General features: G+C 43.9%; 14 protein-coding genes. 7 read left to right on the top strand and 7 right to left on the bottom strand.

Features of this window, described 5'->3' with window-relative positions; translation table 11 throughout:
• The first annotated feature begins 121 nt into the window (after nt 1-121).
• The 3 genes from ACGF7G_RS04235 (at nt 122) to ACGF7G_RS04225 (ending at nt 2,645) form a co-directional block, all read left to right on the top strand.
• On the top strand, nt 122-772 hold the full coding sequence (locus ACGF7G_RS04235; protein ID WP_387463738.1) for a LysE/ArgO family amino acid transporter: 651 nt from the start codon (nt 122-124) through the stop codon (nt 770-772).
• Between the two features lie 147 nt (nt 773-919).
• A complete protein-coding gene (locus ACGF7G_RS04230; protein WP_387463736.1) occupies nt 920-1,519 on the top strand; it encodes a hypothetical protein in 600 nt (199 codons plus the stop codon).
• Between the two features lie 10 nt (nt 1,520-1,529).
• Nucleotides 1,530-2,645, top strand: a complete 1,116-nt coding sequence (locus ACGF7G_RS04225; protein WP_387463735.1) for a helix-turn-helix domain-containing protein — start codon at nt 1,530-1,532, stop codon at nt 2,643-2,645.
• A 107-nt stretch (nt 2,646-2,752) separates the two neighbouring features.
• Here ACGF7G_RS04225 and exbD read toward each other — a convergent pair whose 3' ends face one another.
• Together exbD and exbB are read right to left on the bottom strand one after the other, a co-directional pair.
• Nucleotides 2,753-3,178 (bottom strand): TonB system transport protein ExbD, encoded by a 426-nt coding sequence (exbD, locus tag ACGF7G_RS04220; RefSeq protein WP_387463733.1) that lies wholly within the window; start codon nt 3,176-3,178, stop codon nt 2,753-2,755.
• 3 nt (nt 3,179-3,181) lie between these two features.
• Nucleotides 3,182-4,150, bottom strand: coding sequence for a tonB-system energizer ExbB (exbB, locus tag ACGF7G_RS04215; RefSeq protein WP_387463776.1), 969 nt, complete (start codon nt 4,148-4,150; stop codon nt 3,182-3,184).
• Nucleotides 4,151-4,503: 353 nt separating this feature from the next.
• Between exbB and metC the strand changes: the two genes are divergently transcribed.
• Nucleotides 4,504-5,697, top strand: coding sequence for a cystathionine beta-lyase (gene metC, locus ACGF7G_RS04210; protein ID WP_387463731.1), 1,194 nt, complete (start codon nt 4,504-4,506; stop codon nt 5,695-5,697).
• 556 nt (nt 5,698-6,253) lie between these two features.
• On the opposite strand, the gene mazG is transcribed toward metC, so the two are convergent.
• The 3 genes from mazG to rlmD are packed head-to-tail and all read right to left on the bottom strand — an operon-like array spanning nt 6,254 to nt 10,652.
• Complete coding sequence (gene mazG / locus ACGF7G_RS04205) at nt 6,254-7,039, bottom strand: nucleoside triphosphate pyrophosphohydrolase (protein WP_387463729.1); 786 nt, start codon at nt 7,037-7,039, stop codon at nt 6,254-6,256.
• Between the two features lie 23 nt (nt 7,040-7,062).
• The gene (gene relA, locus ACGF7G_RS04200) at nt 7,063-9,294 is read right to left on the bottom strand and encodes a GTP diphosphokinase (RefSeq protein WP_387463727.1); all 2,232 of its coding nucleotides are present in this window, start codon (nt 9,292-9,294) and stop codon (nt 7,063-7,065) included.
• A gap of 41 nt (nt 9,295-9,335) precedes the next feature.
• Nucleotides 9,336-10,652: a 23S rRNA (uracil(1939)-C(5))-methyltransferase RlmD gene (gene rlmD, locus ACGF7G_RS04195; RefSeq protein WP_387463726.1), complete on the bottom strand. Its 1,317-nt coding sequence runs from the start codon at nt 10,650-10,652 to the stop codon at nt 9,336-9,338.
• Nucleotides 10,653-10,705: 53 nt separating this feature from the next.
• Between rlmD and ACGF7G_RS04190 the strand changes: the two genes are divergently transcribed.
• Entirely contained in the window at nt 10,706-13,057 is a 2,352-nt protein-coding gene (locus ACGF7G_RS04190) for an ATP-binding protein (protein WP_387463724.1), read from the top strand.
• Here ACGF7G_RS04190 and dgt read toward each other — a convergent pair.
• Nucleotides 13,041-14,567 (bottom strand): dGTPase, encoded by a 1,527-nt coding sequence (dgt, locus tag ACGF7G_RS04185; RefSeq protein WP_387463723.1) that lies wholly within the window; start codon nt 14,565-14,567, stop codon nt 13,041-13,043. The two genes, ACGF7G_RS04190 and dgt, sit on opposite strands and share 17 nt — an antisense overlap.
• A 126-nt stretch (nt 14,568-14,693) precedes the next feature.
• On the opposite strand from dgt, the gene mtnN reads away from it, so the two are divergent.
• Entirely contained in the window at nt 14,694-15,395 is a 702-nt protein-coding gene (gene mtnN / locus ACGF7G_RS04180) for a 5'-methylthioadenosine/S-adenosylhomocysteine nucleosidase (protein ID WP_133813501.1), read from the top strand.
• Between the two features lie 109 nt (nt 15,396-15,504).
• Complete coding sequence (btuF, locus tag ACGF7G_RS04175) at nt 15,505-16,332, top strand: vitamin B12 ABC transporter substrate-binding protein BtuF (protein WP_133813500.1); 828 nt, start codon at nt 15,505-15,507, stop codon at nt 16,330-16,332.
• Nucleotides 16,333-16,406: 74 nt separating this feature from the next.
• Here the strand turns inward: btuF and erpA are convergent, their stop codons facing one another.
• Complete coding sequence (erpA, locus tag ACGF7G_RS04170) at nt 16,407-16,751, bottom strand: iron-sulfur cluster insertion protein ErpA (protein ID WP_133814231.1); 345 nt, start codon at nt 16,749-16,751, stop codon at nt 16,407-16,409.
• Nucleotides 16,752-16,783: the final 32 nt, after the last annotated feature.

Raw genomic sequence — 16,783 nt, 5'->3', positions numbered from 1 at the left:
GATACCAAGTAGTTACCTGCATATTTTCCGGTATAGCGCACCTGATTACCCGTTTATTGGTGCTCAAAACATTGCTTATGCAGAATTACCAATTAAATTCAAATTCGGGTCATATTAAACTATGGATCTCAATGTCGCCTCAAAAGCATTCTTCATAGGTCTGAGTCTTATTATTGCGATAGGTGCGCAAAATATTTATATCATCAAGACAGGACTACAGAAGAAAAATGTACTTCTTTCTGCTATCACAGCCGCCACCTGTGACAGCCTATTAATCATCATGGGAACATTCTTTATGTCCACACTGATGATGACAATTCCCAATTTCGTGTTTATTGCACGATGGGCTGGTATCCTCTTTTTGTTATATTACGGTACGCTTTCTTTCATCAACGCAATATCCAGCGCACCTAAAGGATGGGAGAATGCAGTTGCAGATGTCAATAAGAAATCATCAGCTATTCATAAGGCAAAAAATTCCAACGTCTTTTTGACTACGCTGGCCTTTTCGCTTCTCAATCCTCATGTTTATCTTGATACTTTTCTGATCCTTGGAAATATAGGATCACGTTTACCCTTAGAAGCAAGATTCAGTTTTATACTCGGCGCTTCTGCGGCCTCTTTTTTCTGGTTCATTCTGACCGGCCTTGGCGCTAAATTTGCGTCGCGCTTTTTTCAGAATATAAAAGTAGCCAGAATTTTTGATTTCATCGTCGCTTTGGCTATGTTTCTGATTGCCTACGGTTTATATGAAAATTCTGCAATTTTATAAAGCGGGCTATCAACATCAGTGTGATTAGCTCAATTTGAGATGCATTAAAGAAACTATTGAAATAATGTTGGGTTGACAAAATCAGAAAGTTGCACCAAGATCAAGATTGACAAATCTGAATTTTTGCACTCTTAGAGAAAACAGCAAATGCCAAACATCCGCTACCCTTGGGAATTCCATCCACAGTTAAGTGAAGAACGTTTAAGTATTATTGCAAAAGAATTACTCAATGTGCTTGATCATACTTATGAGCAGCTTTCTACACCATTAGATGATAATTATACCCGAGGAACCTGTACATTCGGCCGCCAAAGACAATGCCTTATCCAACTCTGTATGAAAGGTACTTATCATTGGCTGAAACTAACTAATCCTTGTATGGATACAACTATCGAAATAGAAGCAATCCCACTTCGTTTTTTTAGTGATGATCCAGAAAATCCTAAAAAATCAGGCTTCTTTCGCCGTAATAGTGTAGACCAGCTCTGGGCACCAGAAATCACGATACCAACAATATGGCGCTTTATTGTAGAAAAACCCTCGTTTGAAAGCGAAGGTGCACAAGTTCATTTTGCCGGCTACAACGAGCATGAAGAAATGTTGTCTCAATGGACTTACGATAACAGTAAAATATCCGTGCTGCATTCTACAGACAACACACCGCCATCTGCGGTAACAATCGAATTGGATCCTATCAGTGCTGCTGTGACTGATAAATCCAGGGAAAACAAGCGTAACAACAAGTAGTAGGTGAAAAGTGTTCAATGGTTCCAATTTGCGGTTAGCTCGTCTGTATCACGAGCTATCTCTTGAGCAAGTGGCTGAGCAGGTTAATAAAACCCGCCAATATATTCAGCGGCTGGAATCCGGCTTTGCTGTGCCAACTAATGAACTTTCTAATGAATTAGCGACTGTATTGCAGGTCACTCCTACGTTTTTTGAAACCCAAGAGCAATCTCCTGTGAACGAGGAGATCGTTCATTTCCGTAAACGCAGTGCAATTAGAGTAGCAACAAAATTAGCAGCACTTGCAAAGGCTGAGTTATATAGACGATTAATCGTCGTTTTCGAAGAAAACCTCAATTTACCCCCAGTGTTATTTCCCGAATTAAAAGCAAACTCCCCGGAAGAAGTTGAACGAGCAGCAGAAAGATGTCGGATTGATTGGGGATTAGGGTTTGGGCCAATTGAAAATGTGACACGCCTGGCTGAAAAGCTAGGTGCATTTGTTACCTCATTTGACTCAGTATCTGATGATGTTGACACGTTATCCGTTCCATTAGATCGGCCTTTCATTGTCAGAAATACAGCCAAAAAGTCACCATGCCGACAACGGTTTGATATTGCACATGAGATTGGACATCTCGTGCTACACGGAGGAATATCTACTGGTGATAGAATAACCGAATCTCAAGCCAACCAATTTGCTTCTGCCCTACTTTTACCACGAAGTGCGATGGCTAAATATTTCCCCGCCCCGATAGGCGGGAGAATTAACTGGCGAGGTCTAAGTGAGTTCAAATTAACCTGGAAGGTAAGTAAAGCAGCGATTATTTATCGGGCACATCAGCTTTCTCTTTTAACCGATACTCAATACAAAACGGCTTTTTTGGGGCTTAAACGCAAGGGCGAAGCTATCGAGGAGAAAGAGGATTATCTTATTCCCCATGAGAAACCTGAATTATTTCATCGAGCAATAAAAGTGCTTATTAATGATGTTTGTATCGATATTGAAGCACTAGCCAAACGTTTGAAAATTACAGTGCCAATGCTGCTTGAACTGGCTAACGATAGTTCACTCTATGAGCTCAAGAATCAGACCGATTCTGTGAACGTCATTTCAATATTTTCATATCGATCCAAAATAGCGTGATTATTCCCTACCCTGATCAAATCAGGCTCTCATTACACGAACCCATTATCACTTTAATCTCAACCGCGCTTTCCAGCGCGGTTATTTAGTGGAAGGATCCGTGATAACTAACCCGGTGAAACCGCTTCCATTCCCACCAATCCCACTTTCAGATAGCCCGATTTACGCAGAGCATCCATCACACTCATCAGTGTTTCATAATCCACGGTTTTATCCGCCTGAAAGAAAATGGTTGTCTCTTTATTGGATTGGGTTGTCTGATCCAACACCGCCGCCAGAGTATCGTGATCGACCTGTTGATCTCCGACGTAAAGCTGACGATCAGCCTTAACCGTCAGGAATACCGGTTTTTCAGGACGGGGTTGCGGTTTTACCGACGACGCGGGTAAGTCCACTTTAATATCAACGGTTGCCAGTGGTGCCGCTACCATGAAGATAATCAGCAGCACTAACATCACGTCAATAAATGGTGTGACGTTGATTTCGTGCAATTCGCCGCTATCGTCCAAATCTTCATTAAGACGCATTGCCATAAATCACCTTGTCTTGCTATTTGCCAAATCCAGATCACGGCCAAGCAGTAATAATGCCTGTGCCGCCATATCACCAACCTGACCACGGTAAGATGCGATCATACGGGCAAAGATGTTGTAAATCACAACGGCCGGAATCGCCGCTACCAAGCCAAGCGCTGTCGCTAACAATGCTTCCGCAATACCCGGCGCCACAACAGCGAGGTTAGTTGTCTGTGAATGTGCGATACCGATAAAGCTGTTCATGATCCCCCACACCGTACCAAACAGACCAACGAAAGGAGAAATCGCACCAATCGTAGCCAAATAGCCGTTACCACGCCCCATATGACGGCTGATAGCCGCAACTGAGCGTTCCAGACGGAAAGAAACACGTTCTTTTGTGCTATTCAGATCAATACTCTCAGAAGATAACTGGCGTTCTGCCTGTGCTTCACTCAGCAGTAAACGGCTGATACTGAGTTTGCTGAAACCTTCTGCAATTTCCGCAGCCTGATCAAGGCTCTTAACTTCCGCCAAAGCCAGTTGCTCTTTACGTAAACGACGACCAGCAACCCACAATTCAACACCTTTTGAAAAGAACAACGCCCAGGTAATAACAGAAGCAATCACCAAGCCAATCATCACGGTCTTAACAACAACGTCAGCGTTCTTATACATGCCCCAGATAGACAAATCGGTAGCAAAACCACTGGAAGGATTGGTTTCATCGGCTGAAACGTTAGGGGCCGCAATATCAGTGGCAACCGGAGTCACTTGGGTAGCGTCTGTTGCGGGTGCAGTTTGTGGCGCAACCTGATTTGCCGGTGGTGCCGTTGTACCCGAAGTGGTTGAGGTAGCCGCAGCAGGTGCTGCAATCTGTGCGGTTTTGGTCGTGGTGCTGTTATCTGTTGCAGATGCGGGTGTTGTATCAGCCAACGCTGAACCTGCCAGCCCGAACGCCAAGATAATTGAAGCAGTCAAATTACGCATCAGTTGGCCTTTACTCCCTTTCTTATAAACCTTGTTATTTAGCAGTGAATTACCTTTCGTCATCTCACTAACCTTATTTACGCTGAGTCTTAACTCATCTTCACCAAATTGAATGAAAATGAAGGCTGATGATATCAAACATTAAGTGATTTGATAGTAATTATCATTATTGTTTAATAAAAAAGTGTCACCCTTTCACAAAATCAAGTCAAAGAAACCTCACACACCGGTAATCAGATGAATTTTCGTCAAGTTGGCTTAATCCTTTTGTACAAAAAGGACTAAATCTTTTAACGTGTTAACTCTCTTTTTTTACACCATTTCAAATTTTGAAATTAAGATGGCAATGGATCATGACAGAAAAAAAACTGGAAACTTCACTGGTCAATGCGGGCAGAAACCGTAAATTTACGCAAGGTGCCGTCAATCCGATTATTCAGCGAACATCATCTGTGATTTTCGATTCTGTCGCATCCAAAAGACAGGCGACACACAACCGCGCCAATGGCGAACTGTTTTATGGCCGGCGTGGCACGCAGACCCATTTCTCTTTTCAGGAAGCCATGGCTGAACTGGAAGGGGGCGCAGGCTGTACGCTGTATCCTTCTGGTGCCGCCGCGATCAGCAACGCCATTCTCTCTTTTGCCGCCGCCGGCGATCATATTCTGTTGACTGGTTCAGCTTACGACCCGACACAAGGCTTTTGTGACAAGATATTGTCACGAATGAATATAACTACCGATTATTTCGATCCGATGATTGGTGAGGAGATTGCTGAACTGATTAAGCCCAATACCAAAGTGGTGTTTCTTGAATCTCCAGGCTCAATAACCATGGAAGTACAGGATATTCCGGCGATTGTCCGCGCGGTACGGCAAGTCAATCCAGATATTGTCATCATGATCGATAATACCTGGGCGGCGGGTGTGCTGTTTAAAGCACTGGAGTTCGGCATTGATATTTCAATTCAATCCGGTACCAAATATATTATTGGTCACTCGGATGCTATGTTAGGTATTGCTGTCGCTAACGAGCGTTGTTGGGTGCAGTTGCGAGAAAATTCCTATTTGATGGGACAGATAGCCGATGCTGATACTGTTTATATGGCAAATCGCGGGTTGCGGACTTTAGCAATTCGCCTGAAACAGCATGAAAAAAGCAGTATCGAGATAGCACAGTGGCTGCAACAAAGATCCGAGGTTGCAGTAGTCTATCATCCGGCCCTCCCCTCCTGCCCCGGCCATGACAATTTCATCCGCGATTTCAGCGGCAGTAGTGGCCTGTTCTCTTTTCAATTGAAAGAAAGATTAACACACCAGCAATTCTCAAATTATCTGGATAATTTTCACCATTTTAAAATGGCATTTTCATGGGGTGGTTTCGAATCGCTGATCCTGGGTTATCAACCCGAAGAGATAAAAACGATACGCCAGTACAATTCCCCACAAAAAACAGGCACCCTGTTCCGACTGCATGTCGGGCTGGAGAATATTCAGGATTTGATTGATGATTTAGCAGAGGGGTTTAGTCGAATTTTTGCTGATTAATCTTATCGTTATCTAATAGTAATAAACTGAAAATCTCAACACTTAAAGGCAATATAAATCAATTGTCATTACAATGCATTTGCATTACACCTTGTTAGAAAGATCATTAAATCAACATAATAAGGTCAAGATATGCACTTACCCCCAAGTGTTGAGTTCTTCCGGTGATGAACTTGTATCATAGTAATTATGGTGGTTAGCTTATTATGTGAATCCACCTGTTTTTATTAACTGGGTAACACGACGCAGGGTTTAAATATAATCTAAATGCCATCAATAAAATAGCTAACGTGAAAATAAAATTATATAACATTCCATTTCTGAATGATGCAGATAAAATAAAGAATGCAAAAACAGAACATAAGCAATTTAACTCAAATAGGCAGAATCCAATTACAGCAAAAGAAATAATCAAAAACAGCATAGATGAGAAATAATAGAATAGCCAATCCAGAAACACTTAATTCCCTTTTAAACCAAGATCAGGAAAATTTATTCAGCATAAATTTTCCTCTCAAAAAACTAAAAATTTCAGCTTTCAGGCTATTCCTTCAACTTACTGTTTCTTAACCTGTTGCCACATTTGTTCCATTTCTTCCAATGTCGCCGCTTCCAGCGTCTGGCCTTTGCTCAGGATCAGCTTTTCTACGCCTTTAAACCGACGCTCAAACTTATTACATGCTTTTTGTAAGGCAATTTCAGGTTTGTACCCCAAATGACGCGACAAGTTCACAGCAGCAAACAGTAAATCACCAATCTCTTCTTCCAGGTGCTGTTCATCAACAACTGCCTGATGAGCTTCATCCATCACTTCGTCTATCTCTTCATAAACTTTGCCCAGCACCGGCCCCAAGGTATCCCAGTCAAAACCAACGCCAGCACAGCGTTCCTGGATTTTATAAGCTTTCATTAACGCCGGCAGGCTTGCCGGAATGTCATCTAAAACAGAATGAAGATCTTTTTGTGCTCTTTCCTGTGCCTTATGTTTTTCCCAGCCACTGATCGCCACATCACTGCTGATAGTCTGCTGCTGACCGAAAATATGTGGATGCCGGCGCTCCAGCTTATCGCTAATGGCATTACTGATGTCATCAAAATCAAACAACTGCTGCTCTTTGCCCATTTCAGCATAGAAAACCACCTGAAATAATAGATCGCCCAATTCTTCTTTCAGATCGGAAAAATCACCACGCTCAATGGCATCAATGACTTCATAAGTCTCTTCTAATGTATAAGGTGCAATCGTTTCGAATGTCTGTTCTTTATCCCAAGGACATCCTTGTTGAGGATGGCGCAACTGCGCCATGATCCCCAGTAACCGTTCTATAGCGGGTGTTTTCATCTTTTATCCCAATTTTCCTGCGGTCAGTTGCCATGAAGGCGTTTGGCTTCAATGACATCCGGTAACTGATTGGTTTTCGCCAATATCCGTCCCAGTACTTGCAGGTTATAAATCTCAATTTTCATATCAATGGTGGCAATCTGCTGCTTTACATCACTGCGGCTGCTCACCCCAAGCACATTCACTTTTTCATTCGCCAAGATCGTGGTGATATCACGCAGTAATCCACTGCGATCATTCGCCACCACACGCACAATCAGTGAGTAACCACTGGAATAGCTTTCTCCCCAAACCGCATCCACCACCCTTTCAGGTGCACTGGCCTGCAAATCCGCCAGCTGTTCACAATCAGCCCAGTGGATAGATATTCCCCGGCCACGGGTGATAAAGCCGACAATCTCATCCCCCGGAATGGGTTGGCAGCAACGGGCAATGTGATGCATCAAGTTACCCACACCTTCTACCACAATCCGTCCGTTATCTTTAACAGAACTACGCTGTACATGGGGTTTGCTTTCCAAATTGCGAAGCGCTTCCCGATCTGCATCTTCCGCCGTGGTTTTATTGAATTTGCTTTGCAGAAAGTTAGTCAACTGGTTGATACGAATGTCACCAACGCCAACGCCCGCCAGCACTTCATCAAGGGTATGGACGTTATAACGCGCAATTAGCAGTTTTTCCGCTTCTTTCAGGCTGATATCCAAGTGGGCCAGTTCGTTATCCAACATCTGACGACCTGCAATGATGTTCTTATCCCGATCCTGTTTACGAAACCAGTTATGAATTTTCGCCCGACCACGGCTGGTAGTGACGTATCCCAGGTTTGGATTCAACCAATCACGGCTTGGGTTCGGCTGTTTCTGCGTGATGATGTCAATCTGATCACCCATCTGCAATTGGTAGCTGAATGGCACAATTCGACCGCTGATTTTCGCTCCAATACAACGATGTCCTACATCGCTGTGAATGTGGTAGGCAAAATCCAGTGGCGTAGAACCAGCAGGCAGATCAATAACATCCCCTTTCGGCGTAAATACATATACCCGATCATCAAACACCTGGCTGCGAACCTCATCCAGCATCTCGCCAGAATCGGCCATCTCTTCCTGCCATGCGATCAGTTTACGCAACCATGCAATACGTCCTTCATACCCCGCTCGGCCAACCGCCGTCGCACCCTCTTTATATTTCCAATGGGCTGCTATTCCCAATTCCGCATCTTCATGCATCTGACGGGTCCGGATCTGAATTTCTAATGTTTTACCACTCGGCCCAAGCACTACGGTATGAATGGATTGGTAGCCATTAGGCTTCGGGTTAGCAACATAATCATCGAATTCATCCGGCAAATGGCGATAGTGAGTATGTACTATCCCCAGCGCCGCATAGCAATCCTGCAAACGCTCAACCACAATCCGTACAGCGCGGACATCAAACAACTCATCAAATGCCAGTGATTTTTTCTGCATTTTGCGCCAGATGCTGTAGATATGTTTAGGTCGGCCATATATTTCAGTTGTTACGCTCTCTTTGAGCATATATTTACGCAATGTGCTTACAAAGTGATCAATATACTGTTCACGATCAATCCGCCGCTCATGCAGTAAGTTAGCAATTTTTTTATATTCATCAGGATGGAGATAACGGAAACAATAATCCTCAAGTTCCCATTTGAGTTGACCAATCCCCAGGCGGTTAGCGAGTGGCGCATAAATATTGGAACACTCTTTAGCAACCAGTACTCGCTCATCTTCAGTCGCCTCTTTCACTATCCGCAGATGGGCAATACGTTCCGCCAACTTGATAACAACGCAGCGAAAATCTTCTACCATTGCCAGTAGCATCCGGCGGACATTATCAACCTGCACGGAACAGGTTGAATCATTATGCGTGGCTTTTAACTGACGAATAGCGTCCATATCCATGACGCCTTTCACCAGATTGATGATCGCACTGCCAAACGCCTCGGTGACGGTTTCACTGTCGAGCAATTTGGCGTCAACCAGCGGAAACAGTAGCGCAGCGCGCATACTGTCATTATCCATACTCAGCGTGGAAAGGATCTCAACCATTTCTACGCCACGCCATAACAGAAGTTCTGAATCAGGATGATTTTGCGCTTTTTCGTGACAATAACGCCAGGTTTCGGCTAATTTCTCACCCAATTGAAGATTCGCTATATTTAAACTGGCGATCCACTTATTTACTGCAAACTCTCCCGCAGGGGTTACATGAGCACTTCTTACCGCAACCATAATCTCTCCCGACTCCTTCACAGCCTCTACCCAACCACAATCTAGCGGCTAAATAGCGCCATTGACTCCAGATGACCAGTATGCGGAAACATGTCCAGCATCCGCACACTGATAATATGATAGCCCGCCTCAAGCAGAATCTTACTGTCCCGCGCCAATGTTGTTGGATTACAAGAGACATAGACCACTTTTTCAGGGGCCAGCTCGACGATGTGTGACATGACTCCTGCCGCACCCGCACGCGCCGGATCTAATAAGACCTTGTTAAACCCCAGTTTAGCCCAAGGTTGACGATGTATATCCGCCTCCAGGTTTTCACGGAAGAAAGATATGTTATCCAAATTATTTAATCTGGCATTATATTGCCCATTCGCTACCAGCGTGGCAACCCCTTCCACTCCAACCACCGTCTGCACTATCCGGCCAATCGGCAGGGTAAAATTCCCCATACCACAGAACAGATCGAGTACTCTGTCATTCGGTTGTAAATCAAGCCACGCTATCGCCTGAGCAACCATTTGTTGATTTACCGAATCATTAACCTGAATAAAGTCTCTTGGACTGAAAACCAGTTTCAGACCATCCACCTGATACCAGGGTTCCAGCGGTTCATGCAGTGACTCAATCGAAGTTTCATCTGCCGCCAGATAGACAGCCACATTGTGTTGCACAGAAAATGTGCATAATTTTTCTTTATCTTCCCCTTTCAGGGGATCAAGGTGGCGCAATATCATCAATGGGCCGTTATCTGCCAGCACCAATTCCACATGCCCCAACCGTTTAGCCGCTTTCAGATCATTCAGACACTGAGATAGCGGCTGCAATAACCGTTCCAATTCAGGTTGTAAAACAGGGCATGTTTTTATCGCAACTAATTCATTGGATTGATTCTGACGAAATCCCATCATCAGTTGACGTTGTTTTATCTGATAATGTAAACCTAACCTTGCCCGGCGCCGATAACCATATTCGGGGCTGAGGATCACCGGCCTGGCCGAGACAGTTATGCCAGTTTCCCGTTTGATAAGATGTTCCAAAACACTGGCTTTACTCTCTCGCTGTAAATCAGATGCAACATGTTGTTGCTGACAACCGCCACATATTCCAAAATGTGGGCAGCGGGGATTGACACGATATGGACTGTCAGATAAACGCTTAACCAACTTTGCTTTGGCAAATTGGCGTTTCTCTTCCGTTAGTTGTACCTGTGCCTGTTCACCGGGCAATAATCCGGCGACAAAAATGGTTTTACCCTGATAACGAGCTACACCCTGTCCTTGGGCATCCAGATTATCAGCAGTGACTGTAATGATATGCCGGTTTACTATTCGGCGATTGGGGGAATAAAATTGCACCATGATTCTTACGGACTATGAATTATTAAGTTCTTATTTTCCCATAATGGACGCTTATGACCAAATATAGCTTACGCACCCGAATGATGAGCCTGATTCTGGTGCCGATTTTACTGGTTGGCATGTTTTTCAGTATATCGTTTCTCTGTTATCACTATCGTGAACTGAAAAACCAAATCGTTCGATCCGGGGTCAGTATCATTGAACCCCTTTCGATTGCCAGTGAAATCGGCATAAACCTGCATAACCGTGAACGCGTCAACTCATTGATAACCCGGCTTCATCGCAGAAATTCTGAGATAGTCCGGGCGATTGCCATTTTTAATGATGATAATCAGCTATTTGATATATCAAATTATAAATACAATTCTGCTCAACTCCAGATTGCACCAGGTATGCCACTGCCAACAGTCCTGACAAAAATGGAGGTCAAAAACAGTATTATTTTACGAATGCCGATTATCTCAGAGCACTATTTATCTCAAAATCAGCAGAACGCTGATACCCCATCTCTACATCCAATCGGTTATATCGCCATTGATCTTGATTTACGGTCAGCTCACTTACAGCAATATAAAGAAATCGTTATCTTTATATTGCTGTTATTGATTTGCCTTGGCTGGGCCTCACTGTTTGCCTACCATTTGGTGCGCAAAATCACAAAACCTATCAGCGATATGGTCAGTACGGTCGATAAAATTCGCCAAGGGCAGTTAAACAGCCGTGTCAGCGGGAAATATTTTGGTGAATTGGATACGCTGAAAAATGGTATTAATGCTATGGCAAAATCGCTCTCCAGCTATAAAGAAGAGATGCAGAACGATATTGATCAGGCAACCTCAGATCTACGGGCAACGATGGAGCAGTTTGAAATTCAGAACGTTGAACTGGCAATAGCGAAGAAACGCGCTCAGGAAGCCGCCAGAATAAAAACAGAATTTCTGGCAAATATGTCCCATGAATTGCGCACACCGCTTAATGGCGTCATTGGTTTTACCCGCCAAACACTGAAAACTTCGCTGACAAAACAGCAAACTGAATATCTGTATATTATTGAACGTTCTGCCAATCATCTACTGAATATTATCAATGATATATTGGATTTTTCCCGGCTTGAGGCTGATAAGCTGATACTGGAAAACATTCCATTTCTTCTACAGGATACCATTGATGAGGTGATAGTTTTATTGACACCCAGCGCCCAAAATAAGGGCATCCAGCTAACGCACAGCGTTAACCCCCAAATACCGAATCTGGTCATAGGCGACCCTATGCGCCTCCAGCAAATACTCACCAATATTATCGGTAACGCAATTAAATTCACTGAACAAGGGTTTGTGAAAATAAAAATCAATCTGATACAACAGCAATCCCATAAAATCAATTTAGAGATTACTGTCAGCGATACAGGTATCGGTATCAGCCCTGAACAGCAACCTCATCTGTTTCAGGCTTTTCATCAGGCAGATGCCAGTATTTCCCGCCGTTATGGTGGAACCGGCCTTGGTCTGGTGATTACCCGGAAACTGATCCGCGAAATGGGCGGTAATATCAGTTTTACCAGCGAGACGGAAAAAGGTTCCGTTTTTCGTTTTAATTTGTGGCTAGGAAAAGACGATTTCATTCTAACCGGCTCGGTTGTACCACAAAAAACCATTATTCAATCCCCGCGCTTACCCATGACGGTCATGGCCGTTGATGATAATTCAGCCAATCTCAAATTAATCGGCTCATTACTGAAAGACGTCGTAGAAAAAACAGTGATATGCAGTAATGGAGAAGACGCTTTACAATCGGCAAAATCTCACCATTTTGATGTCATTCTGATGGATATCCATATGCCGGGTATGGATGGCATCTGTACTGCTGAACGCATCCACCAGCTACCACAACACCGTAATACCCCGATTATCGCCGTCACAGCCTATACCTGCCGGCCAAAGGGCGATGCAGATCAATCGCCATTTGAAGATTTTCTGACCAAACCTCTGGACGAAGATGGCCTGAGAACAGTGCTAAACCGTCACATTAAAACACCAGAATCACAACATGTTAACTGGCAATTAGCGCTGCAACAGGCAGCAGGAAAAGGACAGATAGCGAAGGAAATGATAACAATGCTGGTGGATTCTCTGCCGGATATGAAAGCAATCACAGAAAGGGTTTTATCCGGGGACATTGTTGACGATTATCAGCAGCAGATCCATAAGCTGCACGGTAGCTGCTGTTACAGCGGCGTGCCACAACTTAAAGCACTTTGCCAATTAATTGAACAGCAATTACAAAAAAACGTTCCATTAACCGATATAAAACCTGAATTACTGGAGTTGATAGATGAAATTGATAATGTACTTGCCGCTGCCCAAACGCTATTGAGTAACGGCCCAACTATCAGTTACACACAATAAACTTCCGATACTCTTCATAAGCATAATTATCTGTCATGCCACTGATGTAATCTTGAATAAGACGAGCACGGTAGTAGAATTCCAACAGGTCTTTTTCTGATTCATCAGTGGCGATGATCCCTTCTACCGCTTCGTTATAAGCCAAGCGATGTTTGGTGGAAAGTTTGTGCAGCAACCGGGTTTCAATAAAATAATCTTTATGGAAATTGTTCTGGTTTAATTGCATAAAACTCTGGCGGGACATCTTCAATAGCGGCCAGTAAAAATCCAATAACCCATTGATAACTCTATATCCCTGCAACTCTAATTCTTCAATTTCCGGATGATTAAACACTCTTTTACAGGCTATGTTCTTTAGCGTTTTAAGCAACCGATGCTCCTCGCTCTTATCTTCAAGTAATGCTTGATTAAATGAACCCTCAAAAACAGCAGGCAGATGATCAATAAAACGACGAGCAGTGTAAGGTACCAGCCTGCCGGTAATATAAACCCGCAAATACATAAAAAATTGGTCCTGCTGACTTCGACGTAATTCGTTGCCACTCGTTCTTTTATACGCTTTTCTGATCGTTGCGTCGAACAGATCCCTGGACCGATGACCGCCGTTTTCTTCCCACTCCTGTTCTAAATATTCCATCAGCGTATCTACGCCAAAAATATCTTTTTCAACAGCATCATCCAGATCAGCAATGCAATAAGAGATATCATCTGCGGCTTCCATAATATAAGTCAGTGGAAAACGACAGAATTCCCCCATTTTAAGCTCGCGGCGTAATTCGCGGACAAAATTCTTTTCCGACCAATAAAAACCCGGTTTTTTCATCAGGTAATTAAATTGATCCAGCTCTTTTTCAAGACGAAAAGCAGGACGGGTATATTTTAGAATGCAACCAATTTGCGCATAAGTCAGATTGAGTTTTAACAGGCTGTGTACCATACGGATAGCCTGAGCATTCCCTTCAAACTGACATAAATCTTGACGTAACTGGCGACGGAAAAGATCTTTTTTCACATCGCCGCACAAACGCAATGCCAGTATTTCACATTGATCTTTTCGCTCAATATCTTCCAGGGCAAAATTAAGATCAAGCTTTCTGGTAAACCAGTCTTTAATTGCCGCTTCACCAAAATGACCAAAAGGTGGATTACCAATATCGTGCATTAAACACGCCATTTCAATCAGGCTCTCAAATGGCAACAGCCGTTTATCCAGCCGATATTGAGCCAATAAGTTACGCGTTTTCAGTTCATTGATAATCGTTTTCGAAATATAGCGGCCAATCTGTTGCACTTCCAATGAATGCGTCAGACGACTGCGGACAGCGGCATTATTTTCCAGAGGAAAAACCTGTGTTTTCTGCTGTAAACGACGAATAGCCGCTGAATTCATAATCCGCCCGCGATCACTTTCAAACTGACGAATAACTTGTTCTTCATCATTAGGATCAACATCATAATGGCTGTATTTACGTTGATAATTAAGCTTCTGACTAAAGTCTGTCCCGGACATTTATCCCCCGACTTGTGAGATAGCACTGTTTTACACCACAGATTATCTGATTGTTCTGCATTAAATGTTAAACTCAGGAACTGAATGATTTTATATGATTAATTAATCAACAGCGAGTATGACACAATGAAAGTAGGCGTGATAGGTGCTATGGAGCAAGAAGTGACTTTACTGCGCGATCAAATTGAAGATCGCCAGACACTGTCACGGGGTGGCTGCGAAATCTATACCGGTAAGCTCAACGGCGTGGAGATCGCACTGTTAAAATCCGGTATTGGTAAAGTTTCTGCTGCAATTGGTACGACTTTACTGCTTGAATATTGTCAGCCTGATGTGATTATCAACACGGGCTCCGCAGGTGGCCTTGATCCGCAATTGCAAATCGGTGATATCGTGGTATCCAGCGAAGTTCGCTATCATGATGCGGATGTTACTGCTTTTGGTTATGAACCAGGTCAAATGGCGCAATGCCCCCCTGCGTTCCTGGCGGATAACCAGTTGATCGCACTGGCAGAAAAATGTATTCGCTCACTGGATTTAAATGCGATACGTGGGCTGATTTGCAGCGGTGATGCATTTATTAACGGTGCTGAACCCCTGGCCCGTATCCGAGCGACTTTCCCACAAGTTACCGCAGTAGAAATGGAAGCGGCAGCAATAGGGCATGTTTGCCACCAATACAACACACCGTTTGTTGTTGTACGCGCTATCTCTGATGTGGCAGATAAGGAATCTCATCTCAGTTTTGATGAATTTCTTGCCGTGGCGGCCCGCCAATCCACATTAATGGTCAGCGCAATGCTGGCAACACTGAGTCACGATAAATAATATTTTATTGACAGAATCACGCCCTGATTAATACTTTCAGAAGATATCAAGGGCGTGTCTGCTCTGCCGGCAACATGCAGAATATTTATATCTTCAAGGGCATACTTTCATGAGATGGATAAAAAGCGCAGGTTCAGTTTGGTTATCGCTTTTACTGTTTCTCAGTGGTTTCAGTCATTATTTGTATGCCACGCCTTTACGGGTCATCAGCTTATCCCCGTCAACCACAGAATTAGCCTATGCTGCCGGGTTAGGTGACCATCTGATCGCCGCCAGTGCTTATTCTGATTATCCCCCTCAAGCCAGTAAACTTGAGCAAGTGGCTAACTGGCAAGGCATTAATCTGGAACGGATTATCACGCTGAAACCCGATATGATTCTGGCATGGCGAGGCGGTAATCCCCAACGCCCACTGGAACAACTCGCCTCTTTTGGTATTAAGATCTTTTACTCCGATCCTAAAACTATTGAGCAGATAGCTCAGAATTTAGAGCAACTGGCTGAATACAGCCCCCATCCTGAGCAGGCAAAAAAATCTGCGGCTGAACTGCGCCAACGATTTGCCGCTTTGAAACAAAAATATGCCGCTACCACACCAAAACCTGTCTTTTTACAATTTGGCACTCAGTCTCTGTTTACTGCCTCAGGACAGACACTGCAAAGTGAAGTGCTTTCAATCTGTGGTGGCAGAAATATTTTTGCTGACAGTTCCGTTCCCTGGCCTCAGGTAAGCCGTGAGCAAGTACTGACTCGGAAACCTGAGACGATTGTTATCAGCGGTGGACCGGAACAAGCCAAATTAATTGAGAATTTCTGGCATCCTCAATTGAAGGCCAAAGTGATTACACTGCATGAAGATTGGTTTCATCGGGCGGGGCCTCGCATCATTCTGGCAGCGGAACAGTTATGCCAGCAACTAAACGACAATGGCACCTAATAAACGTGGGATGACAAGAGTATCCGAAAATGGGTCATATTATTCGCAGACCCATTCCGAGAGATTGCCGGGCATTAGATACTGAAAGAAGAACCACAACCGCAGGTGGTCTTCGCATTAGGGTTCGTAACGATAAAACGTGAACCTTCCAGACCTTCGGTATAATCAACACAACCACCAACCAAATATTGCAGGCTCATCGGGTCAACAACCAACTCGACACCCTGCTTCTCAATGGTCATATCCCCTTCATTGATCTGATCATCAAAGGTAAAGCCATACTGGAAACCACTGCACCCCCCCCCTGTGATATAAACCCGTAAACGCAGGTTTGGGTTTTCTTCATCCGAAACCAGGATTTTCACTTTGCTGGCGGCAGCATCTGTAAACTGCAAAGGTAACGCTATATCATCGCCCATCATTTTTTACTCCAAACCGGAACCCGGCAAAA

This window comes from Photorhabdus sp. RM323S (genome assembly GCF_042879375.1).
Lineage (GTDB): Bacteria > Pseudomonadota > Gammaproteobacteria > Enterobacterales > Enterobacteriaceae > Photorhabdus > Photorhabdus tasmaniensis.
Note: the sequence above shows the minus strand (reverse complement) of the source record. Positions and strands in the feature narration are given on the sequence as shown.